This is a genomic window from Mesorhizobium sp. C120A, from assembly GCF_030323105.1.
Classification (GTDB): Bacteria; Pseudomonadota; Alphaproteobacteria; order Rhizobiales; family Rhizobiaceae; genus Mesorhizobium.
Window position 1 is genome coordinate 3417390 of the sequence record NZ_CP100476.1, and the last position, 25356, is coordinate 3442745.

The 25356-nt window shown below is 63.5% G+C and carries 20 protein-coding genes and 1 pseudogene; 11 read left to right on the plus strand and 10 right to left on the minus strand.

What is annotated here, in order from left to right; all coding sequences use genetic code 11:
- Window positions 1-27 precede the first annotated feature (27 nt).
- The 4 genes and pseudogenes from NL532_RS16395 to NL532_RS16410 all read right to left on the minus strand — a co-directional run bounded on the left by NL532_RS16395 (window position 28) and on the right by NL532_RS16410 (window position 6122).
- Window positions 28-480, minus strand: a complete 453-nt coding sequence (locus NL532_RS16395) for a DUF983 domain-containing protein (RefSeq protein WP_027050375.1) — start codon at window positions 478-480, stop codon at window positions 28-30.
- Entirely contained in the window at window positions 480-2786 is a 2307-nt protein-coding gene (rnr, locus tag NL532_RS16400) for a ribonuclease R (protein WP_023828665.1), read from the minus strand. Before rnr ends, NL532_RS16395 begins: the two co-directional genes overlap by 1 nt.
- Before the next feature lie 4 nt (window positions 2787-2790).
- Window positions 2791-5439: a type I DNA topoisomerase gene (gene topA / locus NL532_RS16405; RefSeq protein WP_023828664.1), complete on the minus strand. Its 2649-nt coding sequence runs from the start codon at window positions 5437-5439 to the stop codon at window positions 2791-2793.
- A 316-nt stretch (window positions 5440-5755) separates the two neighbouring features.
- Window positions 5756-6122 (minus strand): annotated as a pseudogene (locus tag NL532_RS16410) (COG4315 family predicted lipoprotein).
- Window positions 6123-6339: 217 nt separating this feature from the next.
- Between NL532_RS16410 and NL532_RS16415 the strand changes: the two are divergent.
- The 4 genes from NL532_RS16415 to NL532_RS16430 all read left to right on the plus strand — a co-directional run bounded on the left by NL532_RS16415 (window position 6340) and on the right by NL532_RS16430 (window position 11453).
- Complete coding sequence (locus NL532_RS16415) at window positions 6340-7089, plus strand: cytochrome c biogenesis CcdA family protein (protein WP_023828663.1); 750 nt, start codon at window positions 6340-6342, stop codon at window positions 7087-7089.
- Window positions 7090-7209: 120 nt separating this feature from the next.
- Window positions 7210-8583 carry a bifunctional UDP-N-acetylglucosamine diphosphorylase/glucosamine-1-phosphate N-acetyltransferase GlmU gene (gene glmU, locus NL532_RS16420; RefSeq protein ID WP_023828662.1) on the plus strand — a complete coding sequence of 458 codons (1374 nt, stop codon included), beginning with the start codon at window positions 7210-7212 and terminating at the stop codon, window positions 8581-8583.
- A gap of 195 nt (window positions 8584-8778) precedes the next feature.
- Window positions 8779-10602, plus strand: coding sequence for a glutamine--fructose-6-phosphate transaminase (isomerizing) (gene glmS, locus NL532_RS16425; protein WP_023825645.1), 1824 nt, complete (start codon window positions 8779-8781; stop codon window positions 10600-10602).
- A gap of 92 nt (window positions 10603-10694) precedes the next feature.
- Entirely contained in the window at window positions 10695-11453 is a 759-nt protein-coding gene (locus NL532_RS16430) for a DUF502 domain-containing protein (protein WP_027050381.1), read from the plus strand.
- Here NL532_RS16430 and recG read toward each other — a convergent pair.
- Window positions 11405-13513, minus strand: coding sequence for an ATP-dependent DNA helicase RecG (gene recG / locus NL532_RS16435; protein WP_286487379.1), 2109 nt, complete (start codon window positions 13511-13513; stop codon window positions 11405-11407). The two genes, NL532_RS16430 and recG, sit on opposite strands and share 49 nt — an antisense overlap.
- Window positions 13514-13827: 314 nt before the next feature.
- Between recG and NL532_RS16440 the strand changes: the two genes are divergently transcribed.
- The 3 genes from NL532_RS16440 (at window position 13828) to NL532_RS16450 (ending at window position 19132) form a co-directional block, all read left to right on the plus strand.
- Complete coding sequence (locus NL532_RS16440) at window positions 13828-14115, plus strand: FAD assembly factor SdhE (protein ID WP_023681561.1); 288 nt, start codon at window positions 13828-13830, stop codon at window positions 14113-14115.
- A 10-nt stretch (window positions 14116-14125) separates the two neighbouring features.
- The gene (mfd, locus tag NL532_RS16445; RefSeq protein WP_023828661.1) at window positions 14126-17623 is read left to right on the plus strand and encodes a transcription-repair coupling factor; all 3498 of its coding nucleotides are present in this window, start codon (window positions 14126-14128) and stop codon (window positions 17621-17623) included.
- A gap of 135 nt (window positions 17624-17758) precedes the next feature.
- Entirely contained in the window at window positions 17759-19132 is a 1374-nt protein-coding gene (locus NL532_RS16450) for a class II 3-deoxy-7-phosphoheptulonate synthase (protein ID WP_023738961.1), read from the plus strand.
- A gap of 60 nt (window positions 19133-19192) precedes the next feature.
- Here NL532_RS16450 and NL532_RS16455 read toward each other — a convergent pair whose 3' ends face one another.
- The 3 genes from NL532_RS16455 to NL532_RS16465 form a co-directional block, all read right to left on the minus strand.
- A complete protein-coding gene (locus NL532_RS16455; protein ID WP_023828660.1) occupies window positions 19193-19963 on the minus strand; it encodes an RES family NAD+ phosphorylase in 771 nt (256 codons plus the stop codon).
- Window positions 19923-20321: an MbcA/ParS/Xre antitoxin family protein gene (locus NL532_RS16460; protein WP_023681556.1), complete on the minus strand. Its 399-nt coding sequence runs from the start codon at window positions 20319-20321 to the stop codon at window positions 19923-19925. Before NL532_RS16460 ends, NL532_RS16455 begins: the two co-directional genes overlap by 41 nt.
- A gap of 105 nt (window positions 20322-20426) precedes the next feature.
- Complete coding sequence (locus tag NL532_RS16465) at window positions 20427-21497, minus strand: GGDEF domain-containing protein (protein ID WP_023828659.1); 1071 nt, start codon at window positions 21495-21497, stop codon at window positions 20427-20429.
- A 338-nt stretch (window positions 21498-21835) separates the two neighbouring features.
- Between NL532_RS16465 and NL532_RS16470 the strand changes: the two genes are divergently transcribed.
- The 3 genes from NL532_RS16470 to NL532_RS16480 all read left to right on the plus strand — a co-directional run bounded on the left by NL532_RS16470 (window position 21836) and on the right by NL532_RS16480 (window position 23321).
- Window positions 21836-22255, plus strand: coding sequence for a GFA family protein (locus tag NL532_RS16470; RefSeq protein WP_023667555.1), 420 nt, complete (start codon window positions 21836-21838; stop codon window positions 22253-22255).
- Window positions 22256-22330: 75 nt separating this feature from the next.
- Window positions 22331-22690 carry a diacylglycerol kinase gene (locus tag NL532_RS16475; protein WP_023667554.1) on the plus strand — a complete coding sequence of 120 codons (360 nt, stop codon included), beginning with the start codon at window positions 22331-22333 and terminating at the stop codon, window positions 22688-22690.
- 43 nt (window positions 22691-22733) lie between these two features.
- Window positions 22734-23321 (plus strand): hemerythrin domain-containing protein, encoded by a 588-nt coding sequence (locus NL532_RS16480; protein WP_023825640.1) that lies wholly within the window; start codon window positions 22734-22736, stop codon window positions 23319-23321.
- 3 nt (window positions 23322-23324) lie between these two features.
- On the opposite strand, the gene NL532_RS16485 is transcribed toward NL532_RS16480, so the two are convergent.
- Together NL532_RS16485 and NL532_RS16490 are read right to left on the minus strand one after the other, a co-directional pair.
- Window positions 23325-23933 carry a DedA family protein gene (locus tag NL532_RS16485; RefSeq protein ID WP_023695416.1) on the minus strand — a complete coding sequence of 203 codons (609 nt, stop codon included), beginning with the start codon at window positions 23931-23933 and terminating at the stop codon, window positions 23325-23327.
- The gene (locus NL532_RS16490; RefSeq protein ID WP_023681550.1) at window positions 23930-24493 is read right to left on the minus strand and encodes a DUF1003 domain-containing protein; all 564 of its coding nucleotides are present in this window, start codon (window positions 24491-24493) and stop codon (window positions 23930-23932) included. Before NL532_RS16490 ends, NL532_RS16485 begins: the two co-directional genes overlap by 4 nt.
- 91 nt (window positions 24494-24584) lie before the next feature.
- Here NL532_RS16490 and NL532_RS16495 point away from each other — a divergent pair, with 91 nt between their 5' ends.
- Window positions 24585-25301 carry a DNA-3-methyladenine glycosylase I gene (locus tag NL532_RS16495; protein ID WP_023681549.1) on the plus strand — a complete coding sequence of 239 codons (717 nt, stop codon included), beginning with the start codon at window positions 24585-24587 and terminating at the stop codon, window positions 25299-25301.
- Window positions 25302-25356 lie beyond the last annotated feature (55 nt).

Sequence of the window (25356 nt, forward strand, 5' to 3'; positions counted from 1 at the left end):
CGCCAGGCGACATTGCCCTGACGCAAACTAGGTTCCGGGATGCGGCTCGGTGCCGTCTTTTTCGCCGCCGAAGCCGTGCATATAGAGCGCCCATTGCAGTCCGATGACGGCGCCCTTGACCGGTTGCAGCAGAGCGACCGACAGCACGATGGTCAACGGCACCCAAATGGCGATGTGCTGCCACATGGAGAGCGTCGACGTCGCCTCGACGCCCATGAAGGCGCCGAGAACGATGTGGCCGACGATGACGATGACGAGATAAGCGGGCAGGTCGTCGGCGCGGTGGTGGTGGAACTCCTCACCGCACGCGGCGCATTTGTCGACGCTTTTGGTGAAGCCGGCGAATAACCTGCCTTCGCCGCAATGCGGGCAGCGGCCAAGGGCGCCGCGCTTCATCGCCGTCCACAGCGGGCGGGCGACTCGGCCCGAATGATGTTCGCCGCCGAAAACCTGCTTCTGGATTCCCATTTCGCTTGCCATTATCGTCTCCTGCCGCGCGACCCCGGGCGCGATTGCGACGCGCGGGCGCGGCCTTTTGCCTTGTGAAACGACCGTTTGGAGCCGGGCAGGGGCTTCGGGTCGGTCAGCATCTCGAAACGCATCGCGCCGGCCATAGGCGCCACCTCGATCAGGCGAACCTCGACGCGGTCGGCAAGCTGATAGCCCTTGCCGGTGCGTTCTCCGAACAGCGATCGCGCGGTTTCGTCATATATATAGTAATCGCCATCCAGACTTGACACCGGGATGAAGCCATCTGCGCCAAACTGCGGCAATTGGACAAATAGTCCCGATTTGGTGACGCCCGAAATGCGGGCGTCGAAGCGGCCGTCGATGCGCTCGGCGAGGTAGGCGGCGATCAGCCGGTCGACGGTGTCGCGCTCGGCCGCCATGGCGCGGCGCTCGGTGCCCGAGATCAGCACCGCGACGTCTTCCAGCCGCGTCTCTTCGTCCTGCGTCAGCCCGCCGGGGCCGAGCCCAAGTGCGGCAATCAGCCCGCGATGCACGATCAGATCGGCATAGCGGCGGATCGGCGAGGTGAAATGCGCGTAGCGCTTCAGGTTGAGGCCGAAATGGCCGATGTTCTTGGGCGAATATTCGGCCTGACTCTGCGAGCGCAGCACCACTTCGTTGACCAGCCCCTCATTGTCGGCGCCACGCACGCGCTCGAGAATGCCGTTGAACTGGGCGGGCCGCATCTGCGCGCCACGCGCCAGCGACAGGCCGAGCGACTGCAGGAACTCGCGCAGCGATTCCTGCTTGGCCAGCGACGGCGCATCGTGGACGCGGTAGACCAGCGCCTGCTTCTTCGCTTCCAGCGTTTCGGCGGCGGCGACATTGGCCTGGATCATGAATTCTTCGATCAGCTTGTGGGCGTCGAGCCGCTCCGGGACGATGACGCGGTCGACGGTGCCGTCCGGCTTGAGCAGGATCTTGCGCTCCGGCAGATCAAGCTCGAGCGGCTGGCGGCCATCGCGGCCGCGCTTCAGGATGGCGTAGGCGTCCCACAGCGGCTTCAGCACCGTATCGAGGATCGGGCCGGTCTTGTCGTCAGGAAGGCCGTCTATCGCGGCCTGGGCCTGCGGATAGGCGAGCTTTGCCGCCGATTTCATCATGACGCGGTGGAAGGTGTGACGCAGCTTGCGGCCATCGGCGGCAAAAATCATGCGCACGGCAAGCGCGGGACGGTCCTGGCCTTCGCGCAGCGAGCACAGGTCGTTGGAGATGCGCTCTGGCAGCATCGGCACGACGCGGTCGGGGAAATAGACAGAATTGCCGCGTTTCAGCGCCTCGCGATCGAGTGCGGTGCCATAGCGGACATAGGCCCCGACATCGGCGATCGCCACCGTGGCGATCACGCCGCCCGGGTTCTTCTCGTCGAGGTCGGGCGTGGCGAAGACGGCGTCGTCATGGTCCTTGGCGTCGGCCGGGTCGATGGTCACCAGCGGCAGGTCGCGCCAGTCCTCGCGGTGAGCAAGCGTCGCCGGTTTTACCGCCTCGGATTCGGCGATGACATCGGCCGGGAAGATATGCGGAATGTCGTGCGCGTGGATGGCGATCATCGAGACCGCCTTTTCGCTGGTCAGCGAGCCCAGCACCGCCAGCACTTTTGCGCGCGGCAAACCATACCGGGAGGCCCGCGCCGGCTCGACCTCGACAAGGTCGCCGTTCCTGGCGCCGTTCTGGAATTCCTTGTCGACGATCAGTTCGGGCTGGCGACGTTCGACCGGCTCGATTCGGAAGGTGCCGTCCCTCAGGATACGGAAGACGCCCAGCACGGCATCTGTCCGCTTCTCGAAAATCTTCATTACGCGGCCCGTATAGGCAGGCCCGGTCGCATCGTCGGTCGGGAAGGTCTTGGCCAGCACACGGTCGCCAATGCCCGGCTGCGGGCCATTGCCGCCGCGGGAGACGCGGATCGAGATGACCGGCGGTTCGCCGGTGCCGACGGCCTCCGCCGGATGCGCCAGCAGGATGCCGTCGCCGTCGCGGCCAAAAATGTCGAGTACGGCGACGTGCGGCAGAGCGCCGACGCGGGCCAGCCGCTTGCGCTCTTTGGTCAGGATGCCTTCGTCCTGCAGGTCGCGCAGAATGTCCTTCAGCCAGATGCGGTCGTCGCCGCGCAAGGCAAACGCCTTTGCGATGTCGCGTTTTCCCACGCGGTCGGGGTTCTCGGCGATGTAGCGCAGGATTTCGTCACGCGAGGGCCTGTAGTCGTCCTTGACCTTGGCCCTCGTGTCGGCGGTGCGCGGATCGCCGTGGCTTCTACCGGTGATCCTGCGCGCCACGCTGCTATCCCTTTTTCTTCGCCGCCGGCTTCTTGGTCGCCGACTTCTTGGCTGTGGTTGTCTTGGCAGTGGTTTTCTTGGCTGTGGGCGCCTTGGCGGCTGCCGCCTTGCGGAACGGCTTCTTGCCGCCGCCCTTGGCTTCCTTCTCGGCAATCAGCGCCACCGCGTCCTCGACGGTCACCGACTGCGGATCCTTGCCCTTGGGCAGTGTCGCGTTGACCTTGCCGTAGTTGACATAGGGCCCGTATTTGCCATCGCGCACGACGATCTTGCCGCCGCCATCGGGATGGTCGCCGAGTTCCTTCAGCGCCGCCGCAGCGCCGCCATTGCGGCCGCCCTTGCCCTTCAGCTGCTTCTCGGCGATCACGGTGACCGCGCGGTTGAGGCCGATCGAGAACACATCCTCTATGCTGTCGACATTGGCGTAGGTGCCATCATGCAAAACGAACGGACCATAGCGGCCAAGCCCGGCGGAGATCATCTTGCCGGACTCGGGATGCTTGCCGATGTCGCGCGGCAGCGACAGCAGCGCCAGGGCCTTCTCATGGTCGATGGAATCAGGCGTCCAGCCCTTGGGCAGGCTGGAGCGCTTGGCTTCCTTGCCGTCGCCGCGCTGGATATAAGGACCGAAGCGGCCTGAGCGCAGCGTGATTTCCTCTGCCGTGTAGGGGTCCTTGCCGAGCACCTTGGTGCCGTCCTCGCCCCCGCCATTCTCGCCATTCGGGTTGGCTGCGTCGCCGAGTTGGCGGGTAAAGGAACATTCCGGATAGTTGGAGCAGCCGACGAAGGCGCCGAACTTGCCGAGTTTCAGCGACAGATTGCCGGAGCCGCATTTCGGGCAGATGCGGGGATTCGAGCCATCCTCCCGCGCGGGGAACACCAGCGGCGCCAGTTCCTCGTTCAGCGCATCGAGCACGTCGGTGACGCGCAGTTCCTTGATGTCGGCGACGGCGCCGGAAAAATCTTTCCAGAAGTCGCGCAGCACGTCCTTCCAGGCGAGCTTGCCGTCGGAAATCTCGTCAAGCTTTTCCTCGAGTGAGGCCGTGAAGTCATATTCGACATAGCGCTCGAAGAAGCTTTCGAGGAAAGCCGACAGCAGCCGGCCCTTGGCCTGCGGCACCAGCCGGCGCTTGTCGATGGTGACGTAGTCACGGTCTTCCAACGTCTTCAGGATCGCGGTGTAGGTCGACGGACGGCCGATGCCGAGCTCTTCCAGCTTCTTGATCAGCGACGCCTCGGAGTAGCGCGGCGGCGGCTCGGTGGTGTGCTGGGTGGCATTGATCGCCTGACGGGCCAGCTGCTCGCCGGCACGGATCTCGGGCAGACGACGGTTTTCCTCGTCTTCGGCGTCGTCGTCCTTCTGGTCGGTGTAGGCGGCGATGAAGCCGTCGAAGCGAACGACGGAACCGACGGCGCGAAGCTCCGCGGTGCGGGCGCCATTGACCGCCTCGATTTCGACCGTGGTACGCTCGATCTCGGCCGACTGCATCTGGCTGGCGATGGCGCGCTTCCAGATCAATTCGTAAAGCCGCAGCTGGTCGGAATCGAGATACTGCCTGACCGAAGCCGGCGTGCGCATGAAATCGGTCGGGCGGACCGCCTCGTGCGCTTCCTGGGCATTCTTAGCCTTGGCTGTGTACTGGCGCGGCTTTTCCGGGAGGTATCGTGGGCCGAATTCCTTGGCGATGGTGTCGCGTGCGGCGTCGATCGCCTCCGGCGCCATCTGCACGCCGTCGGTTCGCATATAGGTGATCAGGCCGGTGGTCTCGCCGCCGATCTCCATGCCTTCATAGAGGCGCTGCGCCACTTGCATGGTGCGCGTCGCCGAAAAGCCGAGGCCCGACGATGCCGCCTGCTGCAGCGTCGAAGTGGTGAAGGGCGGGCCAGGATTGCGCCGCGTCGGCTTGGCTTCCACCGACAGAGCCTTGAAGGTCGCGCCTTCGAGCATGCCCTTGATATCGTCGGCCTGCGCCTTGCTGGCGATGTCGAGCTTCTGCAGCTTCTTGCGCTCGAACGCGGTCAGCCGCGCCTCGAAGCTGTCGTTACGTGGCGTGCCGAGGAGGGCAGCGATCTGCCAGTATTCCTCGCGGATGAAGCGCTCGATCTCGGATTCGCGGTCGCAGACCAGGCGCAGCGCCACCGACTGGACGCGGCCGGCCGAACGGGCGCCCGGCAATTTGCGCCACAGCACCGGCGACAGCGTGAAGCCGACGAGATAATCGAGTGCGCGGCGAGCCAGATAGGCATCGACCAATGGTGCATCGATCTGGCGCGGATTGGCCATCGCTTCCAGCACCGACGACTTGGTTATGGCATTGAAGACGACGCGGCTGACCGGCTTGTCCTTCAACACGCGCTTCTGCTTGAGCACCTCCAGCACGTGCCAGGAAATGGCTTCGCCCTCGCGATCCGGATCGGTGGCGAGGATCAGGCCATCGGCATCCTTGACCGCGTTGGCGATGTCGGTGAGACGCTTTCCGGACGCGGTGTCGACCGCCCAGGACATGGCGAAATCCTCGTCGGGACGCACCGAACCATCCTTGGCCGGCAGATCGCGGACATGGCCGAACGAGGCCAGAACCTTGAAGTTCTTGCCGAGATACTTGTTGATTGTCTTTGCCTTGGCCGGCGATTCGACGACGACGACGTCCATGAGGTCTCATATCAGCTGTGGGGCGGCAGAAGAATTCCGCTGCGTGACGCATTCAATTGGTCGCTCACATGGCCGCGCTTTTGCGATCGGTCAAGGGCAAGCGGCCAAAATGCGGAGGCGTGTGCCGCAATACACTCTTAGAGTGTATGGAGAAGATCACAAAATTTTTGTCTGGGAGGGTTCGTGTTTCGAGCCACCGGGAAATGCGCCGCGACCAGTTCGTGCTGCCCGTAAATGCCGAACTGGTCGCCGGGTCGCTTGGAGCCGGCGGCCAGCCGAGTCCCGCCGATGGGGTGCGGGATAGAGGTTCGGACGATCAGTCGGCCTTGACGATGTGCCAGACTTCGCCGACGCCTGTCACCGGCCTTCTTGTCCTTGATGAAGGTGTAGACCGGCTTGCCGTCATAGGCCCACATCTTGGTGCCGTCGGTGCGTTCGACGATGGTCCATTCGTCGTCCGCCTTGGCGCCATCCTCGGCCTTCAGCGGCGGCCAGTTGGTGGCGCATTTGTCATAGCAGTTGGTCTTGCCCTTCTCGTCCTTGTCATAGGTATAGAGCGTCATGCCATTGGCATCGGTGTAGATCTTGGTGCCACCGACTTCGGCTTCCTTCCACGCTTCGGCGGCGAAGGATGCGGCGGTGCTGAGCAGAAGGGCGGCCAGGCCGACAGTGATGCTTTTCATGGAAATCTCCCTGGTGATCCGACGAAGCGCGCAGAAATCGCGGCTTCGCTGTGTGAACGCTCGGCGAGGGGCATTTCTTCCCCCGCTTGGTCAACTTGGGATTGGCCGGTAACAATCCGTCCGCCGAACCGTATCTGTAGCCAAATGCCACACGATGGTGATTGGCGAACACGGTTTTGCACCGCTATATCGGCGCTAGGGAATCTGGAGTTCTGGAATGCCATTGGACATCGGCTATGTCAGCGCGGTCGGGGCGGGGGCGATCTCGTTCCTGTCGCCTTGCGTGCTGCCGCTGGTGCCGCCCTATCTCTGCTACATGGCCGGTGTGTCGGTTGACGACTTTCGGGGTGGCGATGCCGGCGTCACGGCCAAGGCCGGCGCCCGCGGCGCGCTCATCTATTCCTCGCTCGCCTTCGTACTCGGTTTCTCCACCGTATTCGTGGCGCTCGGCGCCGGCGCCTCGACCATCGGCCACTGGCTGCGCGTCTGGCAGGAACCGCTGGCGATGGCTGCCGGCGTGCTGATCATCCTGATGGGGCTGAATTTCCTCGGCATCTTGCGCATCCCGCTTTTGTCGCGCGAGGCGCGCTTTCAATCGCAGGGCAAGCCTGCCAGCATGGTCGCCGCCTATGTCATGGGGCTGGCCTTCGCCTTTGGCTGGACGCCGTGCATCGGCCCGGTGCTGGGGCCGATCCTGACCTTGGCCGGCGGCCGCGAGACGGTGGGCGAAGGCGCTCTTCTGCTTGCCGCCTATTCGCTTGGCCTCGGCATTCCGTTCCTGATTGCTGCCCTGTTCTCCGGCGCCTTCATGCGCTTCCTCGGCAAATTCCGCGTCCATATCGGCCGCGTCGAAAAGGCGATCGGCGCGCTGCTGGTCGTCGCCGGGGTGTTCTTCCTCACCGGCGGCGTGCAGACGGTGTCCTACTGGCTGCTGGAGACCTTTCCGCTGCTGGGCCGGCTGGGGTAGAGATCCGCTGATCGAGAGTGAACTGCCTCATCACCTCACCGGAATTTAACCGCATTGGTGCAGCATGCGCCAGATGCTACCACTCTGCGATTCCTGATCCCTTTCATACGGTTGCCATCCATGAGCCAGAGATCCTGCCTGTCCGTCATTCTCGCCGCCGGTGAAGGCACGCGCATGAAGAGCGCGATGCCGAAGGTGCTGCACCAGATCGCCGGACTGCCGATGGTCGCCCATGTGGTGAAAGCGGCCGAGGCCGCCGGCGCCCGCAGCCAGGCGCTGGTGATCGGCCATGGCGCCGATGATATGCACAAGGCGGCGGCGAAATTCGCGCCCAAGGCCGAGACCTTCGTGCAGGAGAAGCGGCTCGGCACTGCCCATGCCGTGCTAGCTGCGCGCGATGCGATATCAAAGGGTTATGACGATATTCTCGTGATGTTCGGCGACACTCCGCTGATCGACGCTGAAGCCCTGGTGACCGCGCGGCAAAAGCTTGCCGATGGCGCGGCCGTCGTGGTGATCGGTTTCCGTCCGCTCAGCCCGGCCGGCTATGGCCGGCTGATCGAAAAGGGCGGCAAGCTGACTGCCATCCGCGAAGAGAAGGACTGCTCCGCCGAGGAAAAGAAGATCGGCTTCTGTAATGCCGGCATGATGGCGGTGGCGGGCAAGCATGCGCTCGACCTGCTCGACCAGGTTGGCAACAAGAACGCCAAGGGCGAGTTCTATCTCACCGACATCGTCGAGATCGCCAGTGCGAAAGGGCTCGATGTCGTTGCCACCGAAACCAGCTTCGAGAGTGCGCTCGGCATCAACAACCGAGCCGAACTGGCGCAGGCCGAAGGCATCTGGCAGGTGCGCCGGCGCTACGAGGCCATGCGGTCGGGCGTAACGCTGATCGCGCCGGAAACCGTGTATTTCTCGCATGACACCGAAATCGGCGCCGATACGATCGTCGAGCCCAATGTCTGGTTCGGACCGGGCGTGAAAATTGCAACCGGGGCCAAGATACACGCTTTCAGCCACATAGAGGGCGCCACCATCGCCTCCAATTGCGACGTCGGTCCGTTCGCGCGGCTCAGGCCTGGCGCCGATCTGAGGCAAAAGGCCAAGGTCGGCAATTTCTGCGAGGTCAAGCAGGCGGTCATCGAGGAGGGCGCCAAGGTCAATCATCTGACCTATATCGGCGATGCCCGTGTGGGCGCGGGGGCCAATATCGGCGCCGGCACCATCACCTGCAACTATGATGGTTATTCAAAGTTCTTCACCGATATCGGCGAGGGTGCCTTTGTCGGCTCGAACTCGTCGCTGGTGGCGCCGGTTTCCATCGGCAAGGGTGGCTACATCGCCTCGGGCAGCGTCATCACCGAAAGCGTGCCGGACGATGCGCTGGCCTTCGGCCGCGCCCGCCAGAAGACCATTCCCGGGAAAGGCAAGGAATTGCGCGAGCGCTTTGCCTCGGCCGCTGCGGCGAAGAAAAAGGCCGGCACCGACCATTAACCGCCGAAGCAATTGAACAACCGAGGAATTGCGGTAACCGGATTGCAAGAGCGGTGTGTCATAGTGCATCGGGTTGAGAAGCGTTCCGTTACAGCAGACGAAACGCAAAGTGACTTTCGCGGCGGGCCGGCAATCCCTAGATAGCGCTGGTTTTCCATCGGGACTGGTTTTCCAGCGGGAATTGGGGGCAGGCATATGTGCGGTATCGTCGGAATTGTCGGCCAGAGCCAGGTCGCGCCGCTCATCGTCGATGCGCTGAAGCGGCTGGAATATCGCGGCTATGACTCGGCCGGTGTCGCCACGGTCGAGCATGGCCGGCTTGGCCGCCGCCGCGCCGAAGGCAAGCTGATCAACCTCGAACGCCGGCTGAAGGACGAGCCGCTCGATGGCACGATCGGCATCGGCCACACGCGCTGGGCCACGCATGGCGTGCCCAACGAGACCAACGCCCATCCGCATTTTTCCGACGGCGTCGCCATCGTTCATAACGGCATCATCGAGAATTTCGCCGAACTGCGCGACGAACTGATCCGCGACGGCTATTCCTTCTCATCACAGACCGACACCGAGGTCGTGGCGCACCTGGTGGCGCGCGAACTCGCCAAAGGGTTGAAGCCGATCGAGGCGGCGCATCAGGCGCTGAAGCGACTGGAAGGCGCCTTTGCTCTGGCCATCATGTTCACCGGCGACGAGGACCTCATCGTCGGCGCCCGCAATGGCCCGCCGCTGGCCGTCGGCCATGGCGATGGCGAGATGTTTCTGGGCTCCGACGCCATCGCGCTGGCGCCCTTCACCAATTCCATCACCTACCTTGAAGACGGCGACTGGGCGGTGGTGCGCCGCGATGGCGTCACCATCTTCGACATCGACGGCAAAGAGGTTGCCCGCAAGCGCCAGCAATCGCTGTCGACCAGCTTCATGGTCGACAAGGGCAACCGCCGCCATTTCATGGAAAAGGAAATCCATGAACAGCCCGAGGTGATCTCGCATACGCTGGCGCACTACGTCGATTTCGTCTCTGGCCTGTCGAAGCCGCTGGAACTGCCGTTCGACTTCGCCAAGATCGGCCGGCTGGCGATCTCGGCCTGCGGCACCGCCTATCTCGCGGGGTTGATCAGCAAATACTGGTTCGAGCGCTATGCGCGGCTGCCGGTCGACATCGATGTCGCCTCGGAATTCCGCTACCGCGAAATGCCATTATCCGCTGATGATGCCGCCTTCTTCATCTCGCAGTCCGGCGAAACCGCCGACACGCTGGCCTCGCTGCGCTATTGCCGCAAGGCGGGCATGAAGATCGGCGCCATCGTCAATGTGCGCGAATCGACCATGGCGCGCGAATCCGACGTCGTGCTGCCGACGCTGGCCGGGCCGGAGATCGGCGTCGCCTCGACCAAGGCTTTCACCTGCCAGCTTTCGGTGCTGGCCTCGCTGGCGGTGCGTGCGGGTGTGGCGCGCGGCACGATCTCGAAGGATGAGGAAAAGACGCTGGTGCGCGCTCTTTCGGAGGCGCCTCGCTACGCCAACCAGGTACTGAAGCTCGAAGAGCAGATCGAGCGCATCGCGCGCGAAATCTCGCGCTACAAGGACGTGCTCTATCTCGGACGCGACACCAATTTCCCGCTGGCCATGGAAGGCGCGCTGAAACTCAAGGAAATCTCCTACATCCATGCCGAGGGTTATGCCGCGGGCGAACTGAAGCACGGGCCGATCGCGCTGATCGACGAGAACATGCCGGTCATCGTCATCGCGCCGCATGATCGCATCTTCGAAAAAACCGTGTCGAACATGCAGGAAGTGGCGGCGCGCGGCGGCAAGATCATCCTGATCACCGACGCCAAGGGCGCGGCGCAGGTCAGCGTCAAGACGATGGAGACGATCATCCTGCCCGACGTGCCGGAAATCATCTCGCCGATCATCTATGCGCTGCCGATCCAGATGCTGGCCTACTACGCCGCCGTGTTCATGGGGACGGACGTCGACCAGCCGCGCAACCTGGCGAAATCGGTGACGGTGGAGTAGTCGGCGCTCATCGGGGGTCTAAAAAACTTCGCAGTTCCAAAGCGCCGTCCGCTTCACTAGTGTGGCGCTGCAACCCGCGTCCCCGGTGAACCATGTCCGATGCTCCCAGAACTTCAGGCATGACCCGGCTGAGGAACTATTTCCTCACAGGCTTTATCGTCTGCGCGCCGCTGGCGATCACCGCCTATATCGCCTGGTCGTTCGTCGGCTGGGTCGATTCCTGGGTGAAGCCGTACATTCCGGCGCGCTACAGCCCCGACACCTATTTGCCGTTTCCGGTGCCCGGCTTCGGCCTGATCGTGGCGCTCGTGCTGATCACGCTGATCGGCTTCATGACCGCCAACATCGTCGGTCGCGCCATCGTCAATTTCGGCGAACGGCTGCTTGGCCGTATGCCGCTGGTGCGCGGCATCTACGGTTCGCTGAAGCAGATTTTCCAGACGGTGCTGTCGAACAAGGGCGATATGTTCCGCCAGGTCGGGCTGGTCGAATATCCGCGAAAAGGCGTCTGGTCGCTGGTCTTCGTCGCCAGCGAGAAGGAAACCGAGATCAACCAGAAGCTCGACCATGCAGGCGACCCGATGATCGCCGTGTTCATGCCGTGCACGCCGAACCCTACCACCGGTTTCCTGATGTACGTGCCGAAATCCGACATCGTGCTGCTCGACATGACGATCGAGGATGGCGCCAGGCTGATCGTCTCGGCCGGGCTGGTGGCGCCCGAAGTCAAGCCGAAAATGGTGACGATGAACGGCCAGCCGATCGACGGAGATCTCGCCAACCCGCCGCTTGGTGCTTTGGCTCAGCCGGCACGCAAGAGCCGCACGGCCTCGTCGCGGCCGAACAAATAGAGCAGCAGCCGCAGCGCCTCGCCGCGCTCAGACTGTAGTTCCGGATCACGCGACAGGATCAGCCTTGCATCGTCGCGGGCTGCTTCGAGCAAGTCGGCGTGCACCTCGATGCGCGCCACCTGGAAGCCCGGCGTGCCGGACTGGCGGGTGCCGAGCAATTCGCCTTCGCCGCGCAGCTTCAGATCCTCTTCGGCGATCAGGAACCCGTCCTCGGTCTCGCGCATCACCGACAGCCGGCGCTTGGCCGTTTCGCCGAGCGGGTCCTTGTAGAGCAGCACGCAGGAAGAAGGCTTGTCGCCGCGGCCGACGCGGCCGCGCAACTGGTGCAGTTGCGCCAGGCCAAAACGTTCGGCATGCTCGATGACCATGATGGTGGCGTCCGGCACGTCGACGCCGACCTCGATGACGGTGGTGGCGATCAGGATGCGGGTTTCGCCGGCCTTGAGCGCGCGCATCGCCTCGTCCTTTTCGGCGCCCTTCATGCGGCCGTGGACGAGGCCGATGCGATCGCCGAACAAGGGCTGCAGCGAGGCAAAACGGTCCTCGGCCGACATCAACTTGATCTCTTCGGATTCCTCGACCAGCGGGCAGATCCAGTAGATCTTCTGGCCGTCGGCAACCGCGTCCAGCATGCGACCGACCAGTTCGTCCAGCCGTTCCAGTGGCAGCGTGACGGTGCGGATCGGCTGGCGGCCAACCGGCTTTTCCGTCAGCTTGGAGACGTCCATGTCGCCGAAGGCGGTCAGCACCAGAGTGCGCGGGATCGGCGTCGCCGTCATCACCAGCATGTCGGGGGCGTCGCCCTTGGCGGTGATGGCAAGCCGCTGGTGGACGCCGAAGCGGTGTTGCTCGTCGACCACGGCAAAGACGAGGTCGTGATAGGTCACCGTTTCCTGGAACAGCGCATGGGTGCCGACGACGATGTCGATGTCGCCGCTGGCCAGGCCCGCCAGCGTATCGGCGCGTTCGCGGCCCTTTTCGCGGCCGGTCAGGATAGCGACGCGCAGGCCGGCCTGTTCGGCCAGCGGCGTGATTGTCGCCAGATGCTGGCGCGCCAGGATTTCGGTCGGCGCCATCAAGGCCGCCTGGCCGCCGGCCTCCACCGCGCGCCCCATGGCCAGCAGCGCCACCACCGTCTTGCCGGAGCCGACATCGCCTTGCAGCAGGCGCAGCATGCGCTCGGGGTCGGCCAGATCGGCATTGATTTCGGCAAGCGCGAATTCCTGGCTGCCGGTCAATGAATAGGGCAGGGCTGCGCGCAGTTTCTCGACGATGCGACCGTCGCCGATGAGCGGCCGGCCCGACAGCCGGCGCACTTTTGCCCGCACCAATGCCAGCGAGACTTGGCCGGCGAGAAGCTCGTCATAGGCAAGGCGGCGCCATGCCACCCCCTCGATGGCGACATCGATCGGGTCCGCGGGATAGTGGATGCGGGCGAGCGCGTCGGCGAAGGCGGGGAAAGTCTGCTTGCGCATGAAGGCGCCGTCCTGCCATTCCGGCAATTCCGGCAGCCGGCCGAGCGCCTGGCCGATGGCGCGGCGCAGCACCTTGCCCGACAGGCCGGCGGTCAGCGGATAGACCGGTTCGACCAGCGGCAGTGTTTCCGCCTCGCTCACCAGGGCGATATGGTCGGGATGGACCATGGTCGGGCGGCCGTTGAACCACTCCATGCGGCCGGAGACGACGACATGCTCGCCCACTGGCATCGCTTTTTCGAGATAGGCGGCATGGGCGTGGAAGAAGATCAGGCCGATCTCGCCGGTGTCGTCATAGGCATAGACGCGGTAAGGCACCGACCGGTTGCCGCGCGGCGGCGGCTGGTGGCGGTCGATGCGCACGTCGAGCGTGACGATGGCGCCGGCCGGCGCAAGCGCGATGCCGGGACGATTGCGGCGGTCTATGACGGTGTGCGGCAGAACGAACAACAGGTCGCCGGCGCGCGCCGGCCGTTCGCCGAGATCGGCCGCCACCACCTTCTCGATCAGAGCGCCAACCTTGGGGCCGACGCCGGCAAGCGAAGTGATCGGGACGAAGAGAGGGTCGAGGAGGGAGGGGCGCATGGCTTCACTCTCCCCCCTGTGGGGAGGGTCGATCCGCGAAGCGGAGCGGGATGGGGGTAGGTGCGCGGCTAACTTTCGAGGAAGTCGGTAGGTCAGCGCCGCACCCCCACCCCGTCTCACTCGCTTCGCTTTGCGAAGCGTGCTCGCCGACCCTCCCCACAAGGGGGAGGGTGAAGTGCGGGCGGTGTCCGGCACCAGCGTTGTCAGGAGTGTTCTTCACACCCGGGATGTTTAGCCGCCCACCCGTGCGTTGCAAGGCTGACACCGCCCTCTATCCACGCTATATGCGCCGCACCAAGCAAGGATGCGGCACGATGACCGGGACGAAACGATCAAGCGAGGGGCTGGATATCAGGCGCCGCAAGCTGTTGTTCCGCTCCTGGCATCGCGGGATGCGCGAGATGGACCTTATCCTCGGTACGTTTGCCGACAACGAGATCGGCGCCTTGACCGGCGATGAAATCGACCAATATGAAAGGCTCCTCGACATCCCCGACACCGAATTCCTGCCCATGGTCACCGGCGAACGCCCGGTTCCCAGGAATATCGACTGTGCCGTCCTGCAAAAGATCTTGGCATCGCGCCGGACCATGACATTTTAAACGTGCAACCATGAGCCTCATTCCCAAAATCGGTCTGCCGAAAGGCCGTGCCGGCCAGTTCATCGTCGACGGCGTTGCCGATGGCTACGAAGCCTTTGCGCTGGTGCAGGCGATCCATGAGATTGCGCCTGACAAACCGGTGCTGTTCGTGGCGCGCGACGGCCAGCGCCTGCCGTCGATCATCGAGGCGCTGACCTTTGCCGCCCCCGGCCTGCCGGTGCTGGAGTTGCCGGCCTGGGATTGCCTGCCCTATGACCGCGTTTCGCCAGGCTCCGATGCCGCCGCCAAGCGGCTCGACGCCCTGACGGCGATGATCGCGCTGGCAAAAAAGCCGCATCGCGCGGTCATCCTGACCACTGCCAATGCACTGCTGCAGCGCATTCCGCCGGCCGATCTGGTCGAAGCGCAGACTTTCCACGCAAAGCCCGGCAACCAGATCGACATGAACGCGCTGGTGTCCCGGCTGGAGATTTCCGGCTTCGAGCGAGTGCCGACGGTGCGCGGTATCGGCGAATTCGCCGTGCGCGGCGGCATCCTCGACCTCTACGCGCCCGGCTGGACGGAAGCACTGCGGCTCGATTTCTTCGGCGACACGCTGGAATCGATCCGCGTCTTCGACGCCGCCACGCAGCGCACAACCGGCCAGCGCAAGTCGATGGCGCTGCAGGCGATGAGCGAAGTGGCGCTGATGCCCGAAACCATCAGCCGCTTCCGGCGCTCCTATATCGAAGCCTTTGGCGCGCCGCAGCGCGACGACGGCCTTTATGCGGCGGTGAGCGAAGGGCGGCGCTTTGCCGGCATGGAGCACTGGCTGCCGCTGTTCTACGAGCGGCTGGAGACAGTGTTTGATTATCTGCCGGATGCGCCTGTCATCTTCGACCATCTGGCGCACGAAGCGCTGGCTGAGCGTCACACGCTGATCCTCGACCACTACGAAGCGCGCCGCAAACAGGCCGACGCCGCCTTGAAGGACGCCGTGCCCTACAAGCCGGTGGCGCCGGACCTGCTCTATCTCTCACCGGAAAACCTCGTGGCGTCGCTCGGACCGCGCGAAGCCATCGACTTCACCGCCTTCGACGCGCCCGATGTCGGGGCCAAAAAGGTGTTCCATGGCGGTTCGCGCCACGGCCGCAGCTTCGCCGAAGAACGTGCCGACCCCAACGCCAACGTCTTCGACGTCGTCGTAAAACACATCGCCGACGAGCGCGCGGCGCGCCGGCGGGTCATCGTCGCCGGTTGGACCGAAGGATCGCTCGATCGGCTCGGCCAGATCCTGGCCGAGCATCATCTCGGCAATCTCGTGCCGGTGGCGACGTTGGCCGAAGCCGAAAAGCTCGAGCCGGGGCAGGCCGCCCTTGCGGTGCTGCCACTGGAATCCGGCTTCGAGACCGAACAGCTGGTTGTCGTCGCCGAGCAGGACATTCTGGGCGACCGGCTGATCCGCCGCTCGAAGCGCAAGAAGCGCGCTTCGGATTTCATTGCCGAGGCCTCGTCTCTGTCGGCCGGCGACATCGTCGTCCACGCCGATCACGGCATTGGCCGCTTCATCGGCCTGCGCACCATCGAGGCGGTCGGCGCGCCGCATGACTGCCTGGAAATCCACTATGCCGGCGACGACCGGCTGTTCCTGCCGGTGGAAAACATCGAGCTTCTGTCGCGCTACGGCTCTGACACAGCCGAGGCGACGCTGGACAAGCTCGGCGGCGGCGCCTGGCAGTCGCGCAAGGCGCGGCTAAAGAAGCGCCTGCTCGACATGGCCGGACAGCTGATCCGCATTGCCGCCGAGCGCCAGATGCGTACCGCGCCGCCCATGGTGCCGGCGGAAGGGCTTTACGGCGAGTTCTCGGCCCGCTTTCCCTATGAGGAGACCGACGACCAGCAGGGCGCGATCGATGCCGTCGTGGACGATCTCGGCGCCGGCAAGCCGATGGACCGGCTGATCTGCGGCGATGTCGGCTTCGGCAAGACCGAAGTGGCGTTGCGCGCCGCCTTCATCGCGGCGATGGAAGGGTTCCAGGTCGCGGTCGTGGTGCCGACGACGCTGTTGTCGCGCCAGCATTTCAAGACCTTTTCGCAGCGCTTCTCCGGCCTGCCGATCCGCGTCGGCCAGGCCTCGCGGCTGGTCGGCGCCAAGGAACTGGCGGAAACCAAGAAAGCCATCGCCGAGGGGCAGGTCGACATCGTCATCGGCACCCATGCACTGCTCGGGTCGGCGATCTCGTTCAAGAATCTCGGCCTGCTGATCATCGACGAGGAGCAGCATTTTGGCGTCAAGCACAAGGAGCGGCTGAAGGACCTCAAGACCGATGTCCACGTGCTGACGCTGTCGGCGACGCCGATCCCGCGCACGCTGCAGCTTGCCTTGACCGGCGTGCGCGAACTGTCGCTGATCGCCACGCCGCCGGTCGACCGCATGGCGGTGCGCACCTTCATCTCGCCTTTCGACCCGCTGGTCATCCGCGAGACGCTTCTGCGCGAACGCTACCGCGGCGGCCATTCCTTCTATGTCGTTCCGCGCATCAGCGATCTCGCCGAAATCCATGATTTCCTGCGCGAATCCGTCCCCGAGCTGAAGGTGGCGGTGGCCCATGGCCAGATGCCGCCGGGCGAACTCGACGACATCATGAACGCCTTCTATGACGGCCAGTACGACGTGCTGTTGTCGACCACCATCGTCGAATCCGGGCTCGACATTCCGACCGCTAACACGCTGATCATCCATCGCGCCGATATGTTCGGCCTGTCGCAGCTCTACCAGCTGCGCGGCCGCGTCGGCCGTTCCAAGGTGCGGGCATATGCGTTGTTCACGCTGCCGGCCAACCGCAAGCTCACCGACACGGCCGAGCGCCGGCTGAAGGTGCTGCAGTCGCTGGACACGCTTGGCGCGGGCTTCCAGCTCGCCAGCCACGACCTCGACATCCGTGGCGCCGGCAACCTTCTGGGCGAAGAGCAATCCGGTCATATCAAGGAGGTCGGATTCGAGCTCTACCAGCAGATGCTGGAGGAGGCGGTGGCCGAGGTGAAGGATTCCGGCGAGGTGCAGGATGGCGGCTGGTCGCCGCAGATCGCCGTCGGTACGGCGGTCATGATCCCGGAAAGCTACGTGCCGGACCTGCAGCTCAGGCTGGCGCTTTACCGCCGCCTTGGCGATCTCGAAAACACGGAGGAAATCGACGCCTTTGGCGCCGAGCTGATCGATCGTTTCGGTCCGCTGCCGGAGGAAGTGAAACATCTTCTCAAGATCGTCTTCCTCAAGGCGCTCTGCCGCAGGGCCAATGTCGAAAAGCTCGATGCCGGCCCCAAGGGCGTCGTCATCCATTTCCGCAAGCGCGAGTTTTCCAACCCGGTCGGGCTGGTCAAATACATCGGCGAACAGGGCTCGCTGGCCAAGATCAGGGCCGACCACAGCGTGGTCTTCATCCGCGACTGGCCGACGGCGGAAAAGCGCCTGGCGGGCTCGGCTGTCGTCATGACGCAGTTGGCGCGGCTGGTGGAGAAGGCCGCATAGCCCGCCGGCTACCATTCGCCAGCGCTTGAATTCCGGTCTAGAATAGGAAATCGGCTTCGTGTATGGAGCCGCGATCCCCATGTGGGGCAGGAATGGCGGGCAAAAGCCTGCTGGAAAAGGCGTTTGGGTGCAGCGATGACGAAATGGTCGCCGAATTCTTGGAGAGCGAAGCCGATCAAGCAGGTTCCTGCCTATCCGGACCTTGCCGCGCTGAAGAGCACGGAAGCCCAGCTCGCCACCTTTCCGCCGCTGGTTTTTGCCGGTGAGGCGCGCAAGCTGAAGAAGCAGCTTGCGGCTGTCGCTGCCGGTGATGCATTCCTTCTCCAGGGCGGCGATTGCGCCGAGAGTTTCGCCGAACATGGCGCGGACAACATCCGCGACTTCTTCCGCGTCTTCCTGCAGATGTCGGTGGTGCTGACCTTCGCCGGCGCGCAGCCGGTGGTGAAGGTCGGCCGTGTCGCCGGCCAGTTCGCCAAGCCGCGCTCCTCCGACAACGAGACCAAGGGCGAGGTGACGCTGCCGAGCTATCGCGGCGACATCATCAACGGCATCGAGTTCGACCCGAAGTCGCGTATTCCCGACCCGGCCCGCCAGGAGATGGCCTACCGGCAATCGGCGGCGACGCTCAACCTTTTGCGCGCTTTCGCCCAGGGCGGCTATGCTAGCCTGGAGAACGTGCACCGCTGGATGCTCGGTTTCGTCTCTGACAGCCCGCAGGGCGAGAAGTATGGCATGCTCGCCAACCGCATCACCGAGACGATGGACTTCATGAAGGCCGTCGGCATCACTTCCGAGACCAATTACGCGCTGCGCGAGACCGACTTCTACACCAGCCACGAAGCGCTGCTGCTTGGCTATGAAGAAGCACTGACCCGCGTCGATTCGACCTCTGGCGACTGGTACGCTACCTCCGGCCATATGATTTGGATCGGCGACCGCACCCGCCAGCCCGACCATGCCCATGTCGAATATTGCCGCGGCATCAAGAACCCGCTTGGCCTCAAATGCGGCCCGTCGCTGACGGCTGACGGTCTGCTGGAGCTGATCGACCTGCTCAATCCGGAGAACGAGCCGGGCCGGCTGACGCTGATCGCCCGCTTCGGCTCCGACAAGGTCGCCGACCATTTGCCGAAGCTGGTGCGCGCGGTGCAGAAGGAAGGCAGAAGCGTCGTGTGGTCGTCCGATCCGATGCACGGCAACACCATCGAGGCAGCCGGCTACAAGACGCGGCCGTTCGACCGCATCCTCAAGGAAGTGCAGACCTTCTTCGAGGTGCATCGCGCTGAGGGCACGCACCCCGGCGGCATCCATGTCGAGATGACCGGCAAGAACGTCACCGAATGCACCGGCGGCGCCCGCGCCATCACCGCCGAGGAGCTGCAGGACCGCTACCACACCCATTGCGACCCGCGCCTCAACGCCGACCAGGCGATCGAGCTGGCCTTCCTGGTGTCGGATCTCTTGAAGAAGAGCCATCCGGTGCAGCACAAGCAGGCGGTGAACGGCTAAGAGCCTGTTTTCAGAATTGAAATGATAAGCGCCAGAGAAATCCGGCGCTTTTTCGTTTGATCAACGCCCGCGTTCCCAGCGCAATCCGTTGAGCCGGGGATCATTGGCGAAGGCGGTTCTGGAAAACTCGATCCGCTTCTCCGGAAATTCTGAGATGGCCTGGACGCCGAACGCGCCGAGCCGGATGCGCCAGGTATGCGGCTCCAGCGGCTTGGCCTTGGCAAAACCGCGGCATGTCAGCAGCGCCACATTGACGCCCTTCGGGTCGCGCGCCGAACGGTAACGGATCGCCTCCAGCCCAGCCTCACGCGCGACATCGGCAATCACCTGGCTGGCGGCATAGTCGGTCGGATGCGTCCAATGGGCCCGATCGCGGTTGAGCGGCGGCCGCGTCAGGTCGATGGCATTGTCGGTACGGATCGCGGCGGCGAAGGCGGTGTATTCGGCGGCGTCGTGCGGCCATGGCGTCTCGGGCGAATCGGCGAAGAACAGCAGGCGGTAGAAGGCCATTTCGGCGACCGCCGTCATGATCGTCTTCGCCGCGTAGTAGACCCCCAGAGTGCGGCCGGCGCGGCGGAAGCGCGAGCCGTAGGGATAGATCGAGCCGTAGCGGAAGGGCGTCGCCAGCAGATAGTGGAGATGCCTGCATTCCATGGGGATCTGCGGCTTGGTCTCCTCGATCAGATCCTCGAGCAGCGCCTGTTCGTCCAGCGTGTCAACGATCTTCAGGGTCGAGACGCGGTGCTGCGCCTCGACCATGCGCCAGTATTTGCCGTCGAGCCGGACGGCTTCAGACGAGAGCGCGTCGGGAGTCCAGATAGGCAATGACATCGACAAGCCCGGTAATGGTGAGGATCTTTTCAAGCGGGCTGCCATCGAACGCGGTATTGGCGTTCTTCAGCCATGCCCGGGCTATCGTCTCGTCACCGCCGACAATGGCGTCGAGCGAACGGAACAGCCGCACGAACAGCACCGCGAGTTCGAACGGCTTGGTGCCGCGCTCCAGCAGGAATTCCTGCCTGCGCATGCGTGAAACCGTGGCTTCCGAGACGCCGATGATCGACGCAAGCACCCTGGCGGTTATATCCAGGAGTTCGGCGGCGCGCAGCGTGGCCTTGGTCAGAACCGCATTTTCGGCCGCCTTCGCGGTCAGATCAGGGGCGGCAGCATTGGGTTGTGTAACAGACATGGCCTCTCTCTTTCCATGGAAAATATAGTCCACGAAAATTCATATGGAAAGAGGCGGGATCCGATAAATTTGCCCGTGCCCGGGAATTGGCTGCACGCCGAAGCGTCAGTCTTTCTTGTATAGCAGCCAGTTCTTGCCGGTGCGGCCGGCCATTGTCGAGTGCCGGGTGACGCGGTTGCGCCCGCCAACCTTGGAGCGGTAGAGCGCCCGGTCCGCCTTGGTATAGAGATCCTCCGGGCTTTCCGCTTCGGAAGCCATGCAGATGCCCATGGAAACGGTCACCGTGCCGTAATTGGCGCCGGTCTGGCTGCTGGTGAACGGCGTCTGTTCGATCAGCACGCGGATGCGTTCGGCGATCTCGTAAGTGGTATCCTCGCTGGCGCCCTCGACGATCAGCGCGAATTCCTCGCCGCCGGTGCGGGCTACGAACATGTCTTCACGGATGCTGGTCTGGAAGATTTCAGCGACGATCTGGATGATCTTGTCGCCGACCGGGTGGCCGTAGCGATCGTTGACACCCTTGAAATGGTCGATGTCGGCAAGGATCAGGGCGTTGAACAGGATCCCCTTGTTGGAGGTGTAAATCGCCGTGATTTGCTTGTCGAAGGCGCGGCGGTTCCAGATATGGGTCAAGGGGTCGGTGTCGGCGAGCCGCTTGTACTCCTCAAGCTTCGACTTGACGCTCTCCAGTTCCGCCGTCTTGTCGCTCAGCGTGGTTGCAACCTGCTTGCCGTGGTCGAGGGTCGAGTTGGTGGCCGCCGCCATGGCGCTGGCGACCTTCTGCAGCAGATCCTGCGAAAGCAGGTTGCGGTTGGCGAGGCCACTCGATGTCTCATCGAGGATCTTGCCGTATTTCTCGATATGGCTACGTTCGCTGCGCAGCAGCAAGGCGATGTCCTCGAGTTCCCTGGCCAACACGTCGCGCGCCTGCTCGACAATGCCGGGACCGTGATGCTGGGCAAAGAAAGCGCGGCCGATGCGGTCGAGATCGTCCTGCGTCGGCTGGTTGCCCAGCGCGACGACGGCCAGGCCGAGTTCGCGATTGGTGCCTTTCAGTGCTTCGTAGAAGATTTCGTAATTGCGCGGCAGGCCAAGCACGCCGAGCTGACGCATGGTCGCCACAACGGCTGTTGCAATGTCGCTGTTTCGGTCGGTCTGGACGGCTGCCGGCTGCATGTTCTGTTCACTCTGCCTCTGGGACCCATCGCAGACCGTGCGAGATGCCGCCGACCGGAGAGTGCCAGCCGTATTTCGGATCATCCTGCGAAAGACACGTCCCCAATCGCGACATTCGCTTGGCAACGACCATAGATGCGCCGGCGCTAAAGTTTCCTTAATGTGCCGCCAGGTAACGCGTCCGTTCTACCGCAGGCTGCAGAAATGGTTTGCAAAGATCCTGAGGTCAGGTCCGAACACGGCCACCCCATGTCGCATTTGCCGGTGCCCGGCTGCGGCAAAACTGAAATCCTCTCGGCCAGCGGCGAAGCCCTGGACGATGGCTGGTGGAGGTAGGGATGAGCAACAACCACAGCGGATCTTGCCTGTGTGGAGCCGTGCGTTTCCAGACGCGAGGGCCGTTGCGCGGCGTCATTTATTGCCACTGTTCGCAGTGCCGCAAGCAGAGCGGGCATTTTTACGCCGCGACCAACGTCGCCGACGGCGACATCACGATAACCGGCGCCGACAACATCAGCTGGTACGAATCGTCTTCCTTTGCCAAGCGCGGCTTTTGCAAGATCTGCGGCTCGGTGCTGTTCTGGAAGCCGGGTCAGGATGCCTATGTCTCAGTTCTGGCCGGATCGTTCGACAACCCGACCGGGCTCGAAGGCCAATGCCACATCTTTGTCGGCGACAAGGGCGATTACTATACGATCGACGATGGACTGCCGCAGTTCGAGAAGTCGACGCCGACGATCAAGGTTGCGGAGGAGTGATTTTGCGGCGGCTGCCTTATTCCCTTGATCCAGCCATTGCGATATCCCCTGCCGGTGATTCGAAGGGGATGCGGCATGCAGCGGCTGATCGGTGCTTACTTCAATTCTGTGCGAGCCTTTCGCAAGCTCGCCGCCAGCGAAAGGGCATTTCAGCAGGAACTGATGCTGCTGGTGCTGGCGCTGCCGCTCGGCTGGTTCGTCTCGGTCTCGTGGCGCGGCTACGCGCTGTTGATCGGCGCGGTGCTGCTGCTCATCATGGTCGAAGTGCTGAACACCGGCATCGAGGCAGCCTGCGATGCCTTCAGTCGCGAGTTCAACGTCGACATCCAGCTCGCCAAGGACTGCGGCTCGCTGGCGGTGCTGATTTCGGTTGTTATCGTCGCCGGCGTCTGGGGAATCGCCCTCATCGAGCGCATCACAGGACTACCGATCTGATCTGAACGCTCCCATATGTTAGTCACCAAAGGAGACTGACGTCGTGGAAGCCAATTTTCTGCTGCTTGAAAGAGCCGGCCTGCCGGAAGACCTGCGCTGGCTGGCGGAAAAATATCCGCGCGAGACATGGCAGGGCCACGCCAACATCCACGGCATGGCAAACATGTGGCTGCAGCGGCACGACATGTTCCGAGAGCTGGGCGGCATGCTCACCAACTGCATTGGCGACTATCGCGAAGGCAGGCTGACGGCGCCGGATTTCGCGCGCTGGTTCGCGCCGCGGCTGAACCACTTTCTCGGCAATCTCGACGGCCACCACAATGTCGAGGACTACCAATATTTCCCGGCTTTCGCCAAGGCGGAGCCGCGCCTGAAGCGCGGCTTCGAAATCCTCGATGCCGACCATCACACCATTCATGAGGGGCTGGAGCGCAACGCCGAGACGGCGAACGCCTTCATCCGCACGCTCGAGGAGAGCGAGGACAGGCAGCGCTTCGCCGCCGACGCCTATGCGGACGAGAACAGCCGGCTGATCGCCATGCTGAAGCGGCATCTGGCCGACGAGGAAGATCTCATCATCCCGCTGATCCTCGATCGCGGCGACCGGGCTCTGGTCGAGGACGACGACTGAACCTTACGATGTGGTTTCGCTGTCGCGGGCGTCCTTGGCGCGCTCCTTGCCGGCGACGGTGCGGGCGATGAGCCAGGCAAGGATGGCGACACCCAGACCTATGGCAAGCGCGATCAGCAGCCGTTCGTGATGGAGCAGTGCCTTGCCTATCATCTGCTCGGCGCCGAGACCGAAGACGTAGCCGATGCCGCAGAACAAAGCCGCCCAGACCAGCGACGACACCGCGTTGAGGATAACGAAGCGCGCTACCGAAATGCTGGCGAAACCGGCCGCGATGCCGCCGACCAGGCGCAGGCCATAGATGTAGCGGTTGGACAGGACGAATATGTTGGGATGGGACGAGACGAGACGGTAGGCGTGGTTGAAGCCGGGCCTCGCCTTCAGTTTCAGCACCCTGGGATGGTCGGCAAAGCTGCGGCCGAGGACGAAGAAAAACGTGTCGCCGACGAAGGCGCCAATGGCGGCCGCGAGGAAAGCTTTCCAGAGGATGAAGACATGCTGATGGGCGAAGAAGCCGCCGAGGATGGCCGCACTTTCGCCTTCGGCGACACAGCCCAGGAAAACCGCGATCAACCCGTATTGCTCGATGAGGTGATGGACGATCCCGGTCATTGAGAGGTTTGCCGGCCCGACAGTTTTTCGTCTATGCGGTTCACCTGTTCGGCCAGGCGCGCAATGTCCTCGCGCACGCAGATGATCTGGCTGTGGCGCAGTTCGTCCAGCTTTTCATGCAGAGCCATGATCTCGATCTCGGCCTTGAGGTTGACCTCATAGTCATGCGCGGCGTCGATGCGGTCGCGCGCGGCCTGTCGGTTCTGCGACATCATGATCACCGGCGCCTGCAAGGCGGCGATCATCGACAGCACCAGGTTGAGGAAGATGAAGGGGTAGGGGTCGAACGAGTCTCGCCCGAGCAGCCACCAATTGGCGCCGATCCACAGCACCAGGAAAGCAATGAAGGACAGGATGAACGTCCACGAGCCGCCGATGCGGGCAATGGCATCGGCGATCCGGTCGCCGGCGCCCTGAAGGCCGGTGAGGCTGTCGTTGATATCCTGCGAGATGGGCTTGCGGTCGACAGTGCTCTGCAACACCCGCCGCTCGAGCTCGCTGAGGCCCTCCGGCGTTCGCTTCAGCCAGCGGTTGGCCAGTTCTGGCACGGTTTTGTGCATGGATGTCTCCATAGGAAAAGCGTCGGCTTGGCAGCCTCGTTTGCATATAGGAAGATGGCGTTTCGTCAAAAGCGCGGCGCGAGGATGCAGGATGCCCGATTTCGCGAAGATTCGCGCCCGTGCTGCAAAACGCAAAGGCGGCGACGCGGTGCTGACCTCGCTGCTCGGGCCGGCGCCTGACAATGCTGCCGTTGCCGACATTACGGACGATCGCATCCTGTCGACGATGGCCGAGCGGGTGTTTGCCGCCGGCTTCGTCTGGCGCGTCATCGAACAGAAATGGCCGGGCTTCGAGGAAGCCTTTCTCCATTTCGAGCCGAAACGGCTGTTGTTTCAACCTGATGACTTCTGGTACGACCTGACGGCTGATCAACGCATTGTGCGCAACCCGCAGAAGATCAAATCCGTCCGCGACAACGCCGCCTTCGTTGAGCGTGTGTCGAAGGAACATGGCGGTTTCGGCAAATTCCTCGCGGAGTGGCCTGACGACGACCAGGTCGGGCTGATGGCGTATCTCGGCAAGCATGGCAGCCGGCTTGGCGGCAACACCGGCCAGTATTTCCTGCGTTGGCTGCAATGGGACGCCTTCGTCATCTCGGCCGATATGGTCGCGGCTTTGCGTGACGCCGGCCTCGACATCGCCGAAAGTCCGACGTCGAAGAGGGATCTCGACAGGATTCAGGCGCAGATCAACAAATGGGCGCAGGAAACCGGCCTGCCGCGCCGGCACATCTCGCGCATTCTGGCGATGTCGATCGGAGAGAACCATTCGCCGCAATCGCTGCGGGAATATATGGGCGATGACTGATCACCGAATTGGTCCAAACGAACGCCATTGCCCGGGCAAATTTGCCGCGCTAAAC